Here is a 13,353-nt window from a genome sequence, read left to right on the forward strand (position 1 = left end):
TTCACTGTTAACTGTTAACTATTCACTAACCCCATCAATCCACGCCTGCGTCGGCACATACCACCACGAACTCATTACCGGCCGGCTGAAGTCCAGCAGGCGGTCACGGACGGTATCATCCGCAATACCGTACATGCGACGCAGCAGGTAATCGTGACGGTCAAGCTCGCAGGCAAAGGCCACGAAGTAGAGGCCGTGTTCAGTGGTGTCGCCAAAGGGCACCGAGCGGCGCCACATCTTCTGGGGGACGCCATCACGGTCCACATCGGTGCGCCCCACGTGGGAATCATCCGGCATCTCTTCCGGGGAGAACTCCACCGCATCCGCTTTGGTCCGGCCAAACACCTTTTCCTGGTCAGGCACGGCCAGCGCGTTGAAGGCCTTGAGGTCGTGAACCCACTTCTGGGTCAACAACCAACTGCCCCCTGCCCCCGGATGAGGTTCGGCGATGAAGGTCGCCTTTTCCGCTTTCTCGCCGGTGGGGTTGCCGATTCCATCCACAAAACCGGTCAGGTCACGCATGTCATGATAGACAAAGCCGTTCAGTTCCAGCTGGGTACTGAACGCTTCATCCACCTGCTGGCGCACCTTGAGTCCGGTATCGAACACATCGCTGCGGCTCTTGCCTTGTACCCAGACCCACAGGTCCCCCTGGGTTGCCGGCACATGCCCCTCAAGGGAAAAAGGCGGAAAGCTGAAGCGAGAGTCGAGACGGCTCCACAGCTCCGGCCCCAGCGCCAGCATTACCGGCGTCTGCTCGCTTTTCAGGGCATTCAGTGCAGCCAACGCCTTACGGATGACCTGTTCATCCCGGCCACTGCCAAGACTCAGCTCGAAAAAAAGATGGTACTGATAACTGCGATCGAAGATCCCCGCTTGCGGTGTAGACACCTGCGACTCCTTGGATACCCGGGTAAGCTCGACAGGCATTTTAGCAGGCAACGGCGCTAACCCGTAGCCATAGTGTGGGAAAAGGGCGCATTTGGCAGCCAATTTGAAACAAATTGAAATATCCACTGGTGTTCGCGCCAGCCCCCTTTCGCTAAACTTGGCGCACATTAGTCACCTGATAGCCACTATGAATCCTTGGTTTGGCCTGGACCGACTGGCCTTTTTCCTGATCCGCATTTTCTTGCGCTTGTGTACACGTGCTAACGCCCTGCCCGGCAATGTGGATGACCTGCAACTGGCCCCCAATACACCGGTGGTCTATGTGCTGCGCGAACGCTCGGCATCAGACGCTGCCGCGGCTGACCAGTCTGCGCGACGCCTGGGGCTTTCTTCCGCACTGGGCGGCTTGACGTTGGGGCAGACGCGCCTTCGCCACAGCTATTTCCAGCTCTATCGTCGTCAATTCGGTAATCGCCGCCAGCGCAGTCCGATTTCCCCTCCGCGGTTGGAAAAACTGGTGGCCGCGCTTCGCGCAACACCCGGCGCGGATGTGCAACTGGTGCCGGTCTCAGTGTTCTGGGGGCGACGCCCCGAGAAGGAAAGTTCATTCTGGCGCCTGTTGTTTTCAGATAACTGGTCCCCAGCCGGCTTTATCAAGAAATTTTTCATCATCGTCACCCAGGGGCGCCAGCTGTATGTGCAGTTCAGTCGCCCCATGTCCCTGCGCAAGCTGGTGGATGAATGCGAGACCGACGAACAGGCCGTACGCAAGGCATCAAGAATTCTGCGGGTCCATTTCCGTCGCCAGAAAGAGGCCGCCATTGGCCCGGATCTCTCTCACCGTCGCACCCTGGTCAACACCGTAGTAGACGACCCTTCCGTTCAGGCCGTCATTGAGGAAGAGTCCCGAAATCAGGGCGTCAGCAAGGACAAACTGGAGGCAAAAGCCCGCAGTTACGCGATGGAGATCGCCGCTGACTATTCCCACACGGTGATCCGTTCCCTGGAATTGTTTCTGAACTGGGTCTGGAACCGGCTGTACGGCGGTATCCGGTTGTACAACATGGACAACCTGACCAAGGTCGCCGGTGATCACGAGGTGATCTATGTGCCCTGTCACCGCAGCCACATCGATTACCTGCTGCTGTCCTTTGTGGTTTTCCGCAACGGCCTTGTGCCCCCGCACATTGCCGCAGGCATCAACCTTAACCTGCCCGTGGTGGGCACCATCCTCCGCCGTGGCGGTGCCTTCTTCATGCGTCGAAGCTTCCGCGATAATCCGCTCTATGCCAGTGTGTTCAGCGAATACCTGCACACGATCACTGCCCGTGGTTTCTCTATCGAATACTTTGTCGAGGGGGGGCGTAGTCGCAGTGGCCGGATGCTGAAGCCTCGCACCGGCATGCTCGCCATGACACTGCGCAGTTTCCTGCGTGACTCGCGCAAACCCATCGCCTTTGTGCCCGTCTATATTGGTTACGAAAAAGTGATCGAGTCCGGCTCGTATATCGGAGAGTTGCACGGCGAAAAGAAACAGAAAGAATCCATTTTCGGGCTGATGAAATCCCTGTCTGTCTTACGCAGTTACTTTGGTCAGGTCCATGTGAACTTTGGCGAGCCCATCAAACTGGTGGACTATCTGGACCAACATCACCAGAACTGGCGTAACGAGTCGCTTGGCGCGACAGAGAATCCTCCCTGGTTCAAGCACGTGGTGAATGAACTCGGCCAGGATGTGGTGGAGTCCATCAATGCCGCAGCAGTAGCCAATCCCATCAACTTGTTAAGCCTTGCCCTGCTGGCCTCGCCCAAGCACACCATGGATATCGGCCAGCTTCACCAGCAACTGAGCCTGTACATCGATCTGCTGAAACTGGCGCCGTACAGCGAGACGGCGGCACTAGGCTGCACTGATGCCCAGGAAATCATCGACTACGGGCTGGATAACGACTTCCTCATTCGCATCAAGCACCAGCTCGGAGATGTGGTCACGACCGATCAGAAAAGCGCCCTGCAAATGGCCTACGTGCGTAATAACAGCCTGCACCTGTTTGTACTTCCCGGACTGGTCTGCTCACTGGTGATGAACGCCCGCGAGATCCGTATGGATGTCTTGCAAAACATGGTGCATCTGCTCTATCCCTTCCTTCGCAATGAATATTTTCTGCATTGGGAAGAAGGTGAAGAACTGTCACAGGCAGTGGAGAATGTGGCGTCTGTGCTGGAGAGCTGCAAGCTTGTCCGTCGCCAGGGTGACAGCCTGATGGGTGCTGCCCTGCACACCCACGAGGCAGACATGCTCAACCACCTGGGCAAAACCGTACTACCGTCGCTGGAACGCTACTACCTGACCATTCGCCTGCTGGTGCAGCGGGGTTCAGGAATGCTGACCGCAGACCAGCTTGGCGAGCTGGCACACCAGACCGCTCAGCGGCTGTCGCTATTGTATGAGTTCAACTCACCGGAGTTCTTCGACAAGGTGGTGCTCAAGCACTTTATCAGCCAGCTATACAGCACCGGGCTGGTGACGCCGGACGACTCGGGGCAACTGCTCTTCGATAGCAAGCTGGAAGCGCTGGATGATGAAGCCCGCCGAATTCTCAGCGCCGACATCAGCGATGCCATCCAGCGGGTAACCCGTCTACAGGCTTGATCCCTTCACCTTTACGTTGTCGGCGCCCTACCCGTACGGGGCGCTGACAGCGATCTGGCAACATCAGAACCGATACAACAACGCCAGGGTGTAATTGAAACTCTCGAGTTCCAGTTCCATGCCTTCCGAAAAAGGCACACTGACCCCCTGCTTGAACGCACGGTCTTCCGTGGTTACAGAGCCCGCATTCAGGTAGTAAATCGACAGGTCTGTACTGATGTGGTCCGAGAACCAGTACATCAGCCCACCTCCCAACCGAATGGCCCAATCCGTATCATCGCTGTCGTTGATCGTGGCGCCCGTGGTGGGAATCCGGGTGCTGACCTCCTCGAAACGATTTACCGCCAAGCCCAGACCAGCGCCGATATACGGATCAAGGCGTCCTCCGGCATGGGCATCCTTAAAGTGGAAATAGCCATTCATCATGAACACCCGGCTGTAAACATCCGCCGTGACAGTTCCGGTCACTGAATTGTTTCGCGTGTAGGTCACCCGATCCGTATCCGCGTCCCCGAGACCCATGTCCAGGGCCAATTCGGCGCGAAAATGCGGTGTAACGAAGTAGCCCGCGCTAAAAACTACAAGTTCGTCCGATCCCGGGTCGTAGTTTTCCATGCTGATCTGATCGTAACCGTAATGCTTGATGGACATCTCCTGGCTGCGGAAATCGGAATACCCATAACCAAGCCGAACGTAAGCGTCCCCCAACGCCTGGGATGACACTGACAGCGCGAACAGCCCCACATAAATCCCCTTCATGGCCTTCTCCAAAAAGAGTGAACCAGTTATCAATACAACGATTGCTGGCACACTGACCATCAGGAAATGGAGAGCAGATCAAATAATGGAGAGAAGGAGAAAAGGCGCCGGAGAAATTCCTAGCCCATTAGATAAACATCAAAACGCACAGCCTTACCCTTCTGGCTAAATCCCGGCGTTTTACCGGCCAGATCAGGCGCCTTGCCAGGTCGTTTCACAACGACCCTGTGCGGCTGCAATGACATCGCCCAGGCAAGCAGGGCCTCTTCTTCTGCCGGTTGAGGATACGCACACAACACCTGCAGCCAGCGCAAATCTTTCTTTACGGCGGCGCTTTTCTCGCGGGCAGGAAACATGGGATCGAGATACACGGCATGCCAGACATCCGCTGGTACCTGGACACTGTCCTGACACGGCAGTAGCGTCATCTTTGCCGACAGGGCTGGAGGCGCTCGGCGCAGGCCATCTTCCAGCATGGCATGGATATGAGGGGAGCGTTCAACAAGAGTGACATCAAACCCCGCCTGCGCCATCAGCGCAGCATCACGGCCAAGCCCGGCCGTCGCATCAAGGATCTGGTGACGGTCATCGCGAGGCTTGCCCAGCGCCTTGATCAGGCGCTCGTGGCGCACCCGTTCCGGGCTCAGCCGGTAGCCTTGCTTGCCATCGGTAAAATTCACGCTGAGCGGCGTTTCCTTACCCCCGGGGACCCACAGTGCCAGGGCATCCTGATACCAGCCCATGACCAGTGAATGGCCCTGCGCTTGCGCCGACAGCTCGTCGGCAACGGCCTGACCGGGTAGCCCCTCCGGGCAACCCGGTAATAACCCCAGTGCCGCTTTACTCACCGAGTCAGGCCAGCCATGCCAGCAGCGCCACACCCAGGATCAAGCGGTAAATCACAAATGGCAGCATGCCGATACGCTCGAGCAAACGGATGAAGAACACAATGGTCAGGTAGGCCGTTACTGCACTGACACCCGCTCCCAGGGCCATCATTCCCCAATCCACGGGCAGTTGTTGTTCCAGCAGATCCTTGCTCTTGAGCAGCGCGGCACCAAGAATGACCGGAATGGACAGCAGGAAGGAAAACCGGGCCGCCTCCTCGCGGCGATATCCCAGCGCCAGCGCAGCCGTAATCGTGATACCACTGCGCGACGTGCCGGGAATCAGCGCCAGGGCCTGGGCGAAACCGATCAACAATGCCCCCGCCACACCCAGGGTTGTGAGCGCCCGGGAGCGCTTGCCATAGGCATCGGCCAGCCACAGCAACGCGCCGAACAGCAAGGTGGTAATCGCGATCACCAGCGCCGAGCGCAGTTCGCGTTCAATCCAGTCATCGCCCAGAAAACCAAACACCACCGCAGGAACCGTGGCAAGCCCCACCAGCAATGCCAGTTTCAGATCCTGGTTCATGCGTCGTTGACTGACAGCCTGCCCCGCCCCACCCAACATGGCGAGCAGGTCACGCCGGTAATAGGCCATTACCGCCACCAGGGTGCCAACGTGCACCGCCACATCAAAGGCCAGGCCCTGATCCGGCCAGCCGAGGACTTCGGAAGGCAGAATCAGGTGCGCCGAACTGGAGATGGGAAGAAACTCGGTCAGCCCCTGAATAAGGGCCAGCACCAGTGCCTGAAACCAATCCATGGAAAATCCTTTCTACTACAATTAGGAAAGATCAGCAGGCATGCCAGAGACATGCCATGCATTTATTTTTCGCTGGCGGTTACCTTGTAGCCCTGTAAAAACTCAGGGGGCATGCGCCGCGGTTTGCCAGAATCCAGAGCGACACAGACCCAGCGGGTTTTGCCTCGCAACAGGGTCACGCCATCAGATTCGCGAATGATCTGGTAGCGACGGGTAATGCTGATTCGCTGATCATTCTCGATAATCCAGGTTCCCACCTGCAACTTTTCCCCTTCGAAGGCTGGCGCCAGGTATTCCACTTCGGTGTGGCGGGCGACCATGCCACGATTGAGCTTTTGGTAGAGATCCCAACCGAGCCCCAGCACGGTGGTATGGTGCCAGGCGATCTGCTCCATGAAGCGCAGGTATTCGGTATTGTTTACATGCCCCATGACATCAATGGCTTCAGCAGGCACGGTCACATCCAGCACATGGACGTTGGGCAGATCCCAGTTACTCATCGAACAGCTCCCTGTATCACCTGGTCGCGAAGGTAAACCGGCTGTGCCAGATCAGCACTGACGCCTTCGCCACGCTCAAAGCTAGATAATGCCAGCACCGCTACCGCTTGCGCATGGGGGTGGGCGTCAGGAATGCAGCGGCTTGCGCCATAGCGCGCCAGCAATGCTTCCTCGTGTACCAGTCCAGAGCCTGCGATAAGCCAGTCGTCGCCGTCCAGTTCGGGTAACGCATCCGGGCGAAACAGGCCATCCTCAAGCACGACTGCCTGCTTGCCGTTTTCAACCCGATAGGCACCGAGATAGAGCTCTCCCATGCGCGCGTCAAAAACCGCAATCACCTTCGGGCTGGGCGCCAGGGTCTGCACGCTCAAGGCACAGGCAGCCAACGTCGACACCCCAACCACCGGCAGGTCCGCTGAAAACGCCAACCCCTGCGTCACCGCCGCCGCCACTCGCACACCCGTAAACGCGCCGGGGCCGTGGCCAAAGGCAATGCCGTCCAGCTGCGCCAGCGACACACTGGCTTCCGCCAGCAACGACTCGACCATGGGCAGCACCAGCTCGGTTTGCTTGCGTGGTGCCATTTCAAATTTTTCCAGCACCTCACTGCCATCCAGCAGTGCCACGGAGCAGGTTTCGCCCGCTGTTTCCAGGGCAAGAATTCGCGTCATGATTGTGCCTGTTCTGTCTCCTGCCCCTGCCGGGCCAGGTAATCGAAAAATCGCTTCACCACATCCAGCTTGCGGGTGCGGGTCATGTTCGGGAGGCTGTTGACGAACAACTTGCCGTAGCTTTTGGTCAGCAACCTCGGGTCAGCCACCACCAACAACCCGGTGTCCTTCGGATCCCGAATCAGACGCCCCGCGCCCTGGCGCAGAGCCAGCACCGCCTGAGGCAACTGATAATCGCGAAACGCATTGCCGCCATTACGGTTGATGTGCTCAATTCGCGCAGCGGCTACCGGATCGCCGGGCGAGCCAAAGGGCAACTTGTCGATAATAACGCAACTTAGCGCTTCACCGCGGACATCAATGCCTTCCCAAAAGCTGCTGGTGCCCAGCAGCACCGCATTGCCTTTCTCGCGAAAGGTTTCCAGCAACTCCCGCCGCCCGGACTCACCTTGCACCAGCAACGGATATTCCAAACGGGTGCGCAGGATAGCAGCCGCCTCACGCAATGCTCTGTGACTGGTAAAAAGGAAAAAAGTGCGACCGCCGGCCGCCTCGATTACCGGAATCATCTGCTCGGTGAGCTGACGGGTATAATCCGGGTCCTGGGGAGGCGGCAGCCCTTCTGGCGCATAAAACACCGCCTGCTTCTTGAAATCGAACGGGCTTTCCAACCGCAGGGTATCGGCGCTATCCAACCCCAACCGTTTCTGGATATGTTCAAACCGCCCTCCCACCGACAAGGTGGCCGACGTGAGAATCCAGCTGCAAGGATGGCGCTCGCGTTGGGCCCGCAACTGGGCGGCCACCGATAAAGGTGTGCTGTGCAGCACCGCCGTTCGCTTGAAGGTTTCAAACCAGTAGACCCGGTTAGGCTGGTCTCCCTTCAGATAAGCCGCCAGACAATCCACTTGCTCACTGGCCCGGCGGGCACAGGCCTCCATGCCACGGCTGGCCTTGGCCAGAGGCCCCAAAAAGACTTCCAGCTCACGCAGCGCAGTCAGCAGGGCATCGCCCGCTTCAATCACCGCATCGGACTCGCACACTTCCGACCAGGGTGCTCGCCGCTCCATCTCCCCCAGACTCAGGCGCAGGTCCATACAGCCCTTGTCAACTGCGGCAACCAGCTGGTTCAAGCGAGCAAGATCCGCGGCCGTATGCCCCGCTTCAGATAGACTGTCACGGCCAAGCTCCTGCACCTGTCGGGTACTCAGGGTATCGCCAAAGAACGCCGCCGCAATTTCAGGAAGCTGATGGGCTTCGTCAAAGATCACCGTATTGGCGCTGGGCAACAATTCCGAGGCAGCACCACTCCCCCGCAAGGCCGCGTCAGCAAAGAAAAGGTGATGATTGACCACCACCAGATCGGCTTCCTGGGCTTCCTTGCGGGCTTTCATCAAGGGGCAATCCTGATAACTGGGGCATTCCGTGCCCAGGCAGTTATCGGCGGTGCTGGTGACCCACGGCCAGATCGGCGCATCTTCTGGCAGTTGCTGCAATTCAGCGATATCACCGGTACGGGTCCGCTTGGCCCAGTGTGCGACCACCTGCATTTGCTCAGCAGTTTCACGGGTAAGAAAACGGGCTTCCTGCTGATGGAGCTCCATACGATAAGGGCATAGATAGTTGGCGCGCCCTTTCAGCAAGGCCACCTTGCGGGGCAATCCCAATGCCTTGCGCACCAATGGCAGGTCTTTGAAAAACAACTGGTCCTGAAGGCTTTTGGTCCCCGTTGACACCAACGTAGGGCCTTCAGAAAGCAATGCGGGTACCAGATAAGCCAGGGTTTTGCCGGTGCCGGTCTCCGCCTCTACCATCAAGGTGGAGCCCCCACCAATGGTGTTTTCCACCGCGTCAGCCATTTGCAGCTGGGGCTCACGGGGCTGATAGCCCGGTAGCAGCGGCGCAAAACGGCTCAAGTCGGTAAGATGGGAACGGGCACTCTTCACGTATTATCCTGGATTCGGCGCGTGCCAACAGGCCATGGCACGGCCGCAGAGCATAGCCGATTCACGGGCGGAACCCAACGGACACACGCCATGCATGACTACACACTCATTATTCTCGCAGGGGGTAAAGGCTCTCGGGTCGGGGGGGCCGACAAGGGATTGCTTGAGGTGGATGGCAAGCCGTTGATTGCCCATCTACTGGAGCATCTTGCGCCTCGCCCGCAGCGGGTCGTGATCAGCGCCAATCGTAATCAGGCGCTCTACCGGCAGTGGGCAGATCAGGTGGTGGAAGACTTGCGGCCGGATTTCCCCGGGCCCATGGCCGGGCTGGAAGCAGCATTCCAGGCCTGCGAGGGGCTATGTCTGTGCCTGCCTTGCGACCTGCTTCAGCCTCCCGCCTCCATGGCCGCAGATCTGCTGGCCAAGGCGGCCATTGGACATGTCTGCGTGGCCCAGGACCCGATACGACGCCAGCCCCTGTGCCTGTCTCTGCACGCGCAGCAGTGGCGCACCTCTCTGACGGACTATCTCGACAACGGTGGACGCAGCGCCTATGGCTGGCTGGAGACTCTGGCAGTACAGCCCGTGGCGGTCGGCACCCCGCTGCAAAACCTGAATCATGCGCAGCGACTGACAGACAGCCCTGCCCCCTAGCAGGCTGTTGAAAGCCCATGACCCAAAACAACAATGCCCGCACGAGGCGGGCATTGTCAGGTGTTAACTACCGAAAGAATCAGGCAGTCACGTCCTGGATCTGCTTCATCAGGGCAACCTGATCCGCAGACGGCTGAGCAGTCTGCAGCGCCATCAGCTTGCTCATGTCGCCTTCGATGCGAATCTGGCCACTCATGAAGCCCTGCATGCCAGCAGACTGGTCACCTTCGATGAAGATGCGCTTGGCCAGATCGGCCGGCAGAATCATGGTGGTCGGCGCATCAGCGTGATGGCCTTCCTCGATCATGCCACCCACCAGGGCCAGCTCCTTGTCACCGCCGTCAGCAGACACGGTGATGTTGATCACCAGGTCCGCCAGGGCAGCCGGGGCCTCAACGTTGCCAGCACCGTCACGCAGTTCCTTAACTTTTGCAAACCACTCGTCAGACAGAAATTCCAGGCTCATTCTTATCTCTCCTTAACTATCGTTATGGCTTCGACGCCATCTCGTTACAGGGCAGGTTACACGCAGCCAATTCAAACGAGCGTTCGAAACTTACCCGTACCTTATACAAAGCCCCGGGGGGTGGCAATAGCCCTTCTGTGCTCTGATAGGGACAAAAAAACCCGGCGCAGGGCCGGGTCTTTTCTGTCTGCCACGGGGCAGAATCAGAGGTCGTAACCCCGTTCCTCGTGCAGGGCAATATCCAGCCCCTGGGTTTCCTCATCCCCGTCAACACGAAGCGTCGAGAACAGCCCAACCAGCTTGAGCAACACCCAAGTCACGATCGCGGTGTAAACGAAGGTTGCCACCACGCCCAGCGCCTGGACACCAAGCTGGTCCAGCATGGTGTACTCGGGCTTGGCAAAACCGTACCCGGAGAACAGCCCCAGTTCAGTGGACGCAAACACACCGGCAAACAAGGTACCGAGAATACCGCCGACCCCATGCACCGGGAAGACGTCCAGAGAATCGTCGATCTTGAGTTTGTGTTTGATGAAAATCACCGCATAGAAGCAGATCACACCAGCAGAAAGACCAATCACCAGTGCCGCGGCCGGACCAACAAAACCCGATGCCGGGGTAATCGTACCCAGCCCGGCAACCATACCGGTGGCGATGCCGAGTGCGGAGGGCTTGCCGAATTTCTTCCATTCCATGGTGATCCAGGCCAGCGAGCCTGCAGCAGCGGAAATGTGTGTTACCAGCATGGCCATGGCGGCATCACCATTGGCCGCAACCGCAGAGCCCCCATTGAAGCCGAACCAGCCGACCCACAGCATCCCTGCGCCCGTCACCGTCATGGTCATGTTATGCGGCATCATGCCCTGGGTCGGGAAGCCCTTGCGGTTACCCAGCACCTTGGCCGCCACCAGCGCCGCCACACCGGCGGTAATGTGGACAACGATACCGCCCGCAAAGTCATACACCCCCAGCTGAGCCAGCCAGCCGCCGCCCCACACCCAGTGACAAACCGGAATGTAGACCCCCAGCAACCACAGCACCGAAAACGCCAACATGGGACCAAAGCGCATGCGCTCGGCAAAGGCACCGATGATCAAGGCGGGCGTGATAATCGCAAAGGTCATCTGAAACAGACCATGCAGGCTTTTTGGCAGAGTCCCTTCCAGACTGTCGCGGGTAATGCCGTCGAAGAACACATGCTGCAGCCCGCCAATCCAGGCATTCATGCTGCCGCCATCGGAAAAGGCCAGCGAGTAACCGGCAATCAGCCACACCAATGACACGGCACAGGTAATTGCAAAACACTGCATCAGCACCGACAGCACATTCTTGCTACGCACCAAACCACCATAGAACAGGCTCAGACCTGGCAACGTCATGAACAACACAAGCGCGGTAGCAGTGAGGATCCAGGCGGTATCGCCGGTATCCAGGCCTTCCGCCATCGCCAAGGAAGGCAGCGTTAACAGTACAGCAAACAGTTTTTTCATCAGTCCTTCCCCTTTAGATGGCTTCCTGACCGGTTTCCCCGGTACGAATACGAATAACCTGCTCCAGATCGCTCACGAAGATCTTGCCGTCACCAATCTTGCCGGTCCCGGCGGACTTCATGATGGCCTCAATGGCCTGATCGAGCTGGTCTTCACGTACCGCCAGCTCCAGCTTTACCTTTGGCACGAAATCCACCACATACTCGGCGCCTCGATACAGCTCGGTATGCCCCTTCTGACGACCGAAGCCCTTCACCTCGGTAATCGTCAGCCCCTGAACACCCACCTGAGCCAGCGCATCGCGCACGTCCTCAGCCTTGAACGGCTTGATTACCGCAGTCAGCATTTTCATGGTTGTCTCCTGATCCTCATCAATCCTCAACGTGAATGCACCAACACAAACCCGTGTCGGAAATATGCACCGCATAAGGGCATACAAGAATCAGGCCACTTAACAGACAACAGAAAAACAATAGGTTAGGGAAGAAAAGGATTCTGGCTGCACTATATGCGAGCAATAAATCACATCTCGCACCACAATAATGCACACAAACAAGGAAAGAAGGAGGCCCGATGGGGCATTTTGGTGCTGCCGGGCGGGCATCACAGTAGTCAGGGATCGGAAAAGCACCAATATCAGGCGCAACCGGAGACAGTTGCGCCTGAGAGAAACATGCCTAGTACAGGTAATTGAACATCTTGCGACGGTATTCGCTGGCCAGCGGGTCACCCTTGGGCAGGCACTCGAACACTTCCAGCAATGCGCTGCGTGCTACGCCATCCTTGTAGTCACGGTGGTCACGAAGCAATACCAACAACGATTCCAGACCCGCCTTGAACTGCCCGGCAGCCGCCGCCTGCAGACCATGGGCATAGAGGTCTTCTGCTGTGGGGCTGGCAGCAATCCGCGCCTCCAGATCCTTCAGGCTCTGCCCTGCCCCTTCCAGCTTTTCAAGCAAGGCAAAACGGGCTCGGAACGGACGCAGCGGCTCGGCATCCTCGGTCACTTCCGCCAACACTGACTGGGCGTCATCCAGTTGCCCTTGACCCAGCAAGTATTCCACCAGTAGCGCGCGAATGGCGTGCTTGTCCGGCGTCTGTTGCAAGGTCTGCCGCAGAGCGGCTTCCGCCTGCTCGCCATGGCCAGCCTCAATGGCCATCCGCACCTGTTCGATAAAGCCCTCTTCTTGCTGCGCTTCGGCGGCCTCGGGATCAACGATGGGGGCCAGCCACTCTCGCAACCCGGCTTCGGTTTGTGGGCCGTCCAGTTCATTGACCAACTGCCCCTGGAACACCAGTTTCAAGCTGGGCAGGGATTGCACGCCAAACTGACTGGTGAGCATGGGCTGCTCATCCACATTGATGCGCGCCAACAGGACCTTGCCTTGATATTCATTAACCAGGCGGTCCAGAACCGGTGCCATTTGCTGGCTGGGCTGACTGCGAGCAGACCAGAAATCGACAATCACCGGTATCTGCCGCGACTGCTCCAGGATTTGCTGAATGTTCTGTTCGGTGGCTTCAAAGATGTAGCTGTTCTGCTGCACGCAAAGACTCCCAGATTCCGTTAATTGCGCGCAATTGTAAGGTAATCAACCAATAAAATCCGGTTAAATGCTGTGCACCTTGCCGCCCCGACGGGTTAGACTGATTGCTCGCCATTGGAGCTGCTT

Annotated in this window: 13 protein-coding genes; 2 read left to right on the top strand and 11 right to left on the bottom strand. The window is 58.1% G+C overall.

The window, feature by feature from the left end:
• Positions 1 to 18: 18 nt before the first annotated feature.
• The gene (locus A15D_RS11310; protein WP_233192208.1) at positions 19 to 891 is read right to left on the bottom strand and encodes a Dyp-type peroxidase; all 873 of its coding nucleotides are present in this window, start codon (positions 889 to 891) and stop codon (positions 19 to 21) included.
• Between the two features lie 187 nt (positions 892 to 1,078).
• Here A15D_RS11310 and plsB point away from each other — a divergent pair, with 187 nt between their 5' ends.
• Positions 1,079 to 3,544: a glycerol-3-phosphate 1-O-acyltransferase PlsB gene (plsB, locus tag A15D_RS11315; RefSeq protein WP_102792025.1), complete on the top strand. Its 2,466-nt coding sequence runs from the start codon at positions 1,079 to 1,081 to the stop codon at positions 3,542 to 3,544.
• Between the two features lie 63 nt (positions 3,545 to 3,607).
• Here the strand turns inward: plsB and A15D_RS11320 are convergent, their stop codons facing one another.
• From A15D_RS11320 to A15D_RS11345, 6 genes are all read right to left on the bottom strand, one after another.
• Entirely contained in the window at positions 3,608 to 4,303 is a 696-nt protein-coding gene (locus tag A15D_RS11320; RefSeq protein WP_158245803.1) for an outer membrane beta-barrel protein, read from the bottom strand.
• A gap of 119 nt (positions 4,304 to 4,422) precedes the next feature.
• Positions 4,423 to 5,151: a class I SAM-dependent methyltransferase gene (locus tag A15D_RS11325; RefSeq protein WP_233192209.1), complete on the bottom strand. Its 729-nt coding sequence runs from the start codon at positions 5,149 to 5,151 to the stop codon at positions 4,423 to 4,425.
• A 4-nt stretch (positions 5,152 to 5,155) separates the two neighbouring features.
• Positions 5,156 to 5,953 carry an undecaprenyl-diphosphate phosphatase gene (locus A15D_RS11330; RefSeq protein ID WP_102792027.1) on the bottom strand — a complete coding sequence of 266 codons (798 nt, stop codon included), beginning with the start codon at positions 5,951 to 5,953 and terminating at the stop codon, positions 5,156 to 5,158.
• Between the two features lie 62 nt (positions 5,954 to 6,015).
• Entirely contained in the window at positions 6,016 to 6,453 is a 438-nt protein-coding gene (locus A15D_RS11335; RefSeq protein ID WP_022984248.1) for a thioesterase family protein, read from the bottom strand.
• A complete protein-coding gene (gene tsaB / locus A15D_RS11340) occupies positions 6,450 to 7,124 on the bottom strand; it encodes a tRNA (adenosine(37)-N6)-threonylcarbamoyltransferase complex dimerization subunit type 1 TsaB (RefSeq protein WP_102792028.1) in 675 nt (224 codons plus the stop codon). The genes A15D_RS11335 and tsaB overlap by 4 nt, the downstream gene beginning before the upstream one ends.
• Positions 7,121 to 9,070, bottom strand: coding sequence for an ATP-dependent DNA helicase (locus A15D_RS11345; RefSeq protein ID WP_022984246.1), 1,950 nt, complete (start codon positions 9,068 to 9,070; stop codon positions 7,121 to 7,123). The genes tsaB and A15D_RS11345 overlap by 4 nt, the downstream gene beginning before the upstream one ends.
• A gap of 90 nt (positions 9,071 to 9,160) precedes the next feature.
• On the opposite strand from A15D_RS11345, the gene A15D_RS11350 reads away from it, so the two are divergent.
• Positions 9,161 to 9,724 carry an NTP transferase domain-containing protein gene (locus A15D_RS11350; protein WP_102792029.1) on the top strand — a complete coding sequence of 188 codons (564 nt, stop codon included), beginning with the start codon at positions 9,161 to 9,163 and terminating at the stop codon, positions 9,722 to 9,724.
• Positions 9,725 to 9,803: 79 nt separating this feature from the next.
• On the opposite strand, the gene A15D_RS11355 is transcribed toward A15D_RS11350, so the two are convergent.
• The 4 genes from A15D_RS11355 to A15D_RS11370 all read right to left on the bottom strand — a co-directional run bounded on the left by A15D_RS11355 (position 9,804) and on the right by A15D_RS11370 (position 13,227).
• Positions 9,804 to 10,190, bottom strand: coding sequence for an SCP2 sterol-binding domain-containing protein (locus tag A15D_RS11355; RefSeq protein ID WP_022984244.1), 387 nt, complete (start codon positions 10,188 to 10,190; stop codon positions 9,804 to 9,806).
• 203 nt (positions 10,191 to 10,393) lie between these two features.
• A complete protein-coding gene (locus A15D_RS11360; RefSeq protein ID WP_102792030.1) occupies positions 10,394 to 11,680 on the bottom strand; it encodes an ammonium transporter in 1,287 nt (428 codons plus the stop codon).
• Between the two features lie 13 nt (positions 11,681 to 11,693).
• Positions 11,694 to 12,032 carry a P-II family nitrogen regulator gene (locus A15D_RS11365; RefSeq protein WP_022984242.1) on the bottom strand — a complete coding sequence of 113 codons (339 nt, stop codon included), beginning with the start codon at positions 12,030 to 12,032 and terminating at the stop codon, positions 11,694 to 11,696.
• Between the two features lie 325 nt (positions 12,033 to 12,357).
• Complete coding sequence (locus tag A15D_RS11370; protein WP_102792031.1) at positions 12,358 to 13,227, bottom strand: tetratricopeptide repeat protein; 870 nt, start codon at positions 13,225 to 13,227, stop codon at positions 12,358 to 12,360.
• Positions 13,228 to 13,353: the final 126 nt, after the last annotated feature.

Source organism: Alcanivorax sp. MD8A (assembly GCF_002888555.1).
Classification (GTDB): domain Bacteria; phylum Pseudomonadota; class Gammaproteobacteria; order Pseudomonadales; family Alcanivoracaceae; genus Alcanivorax.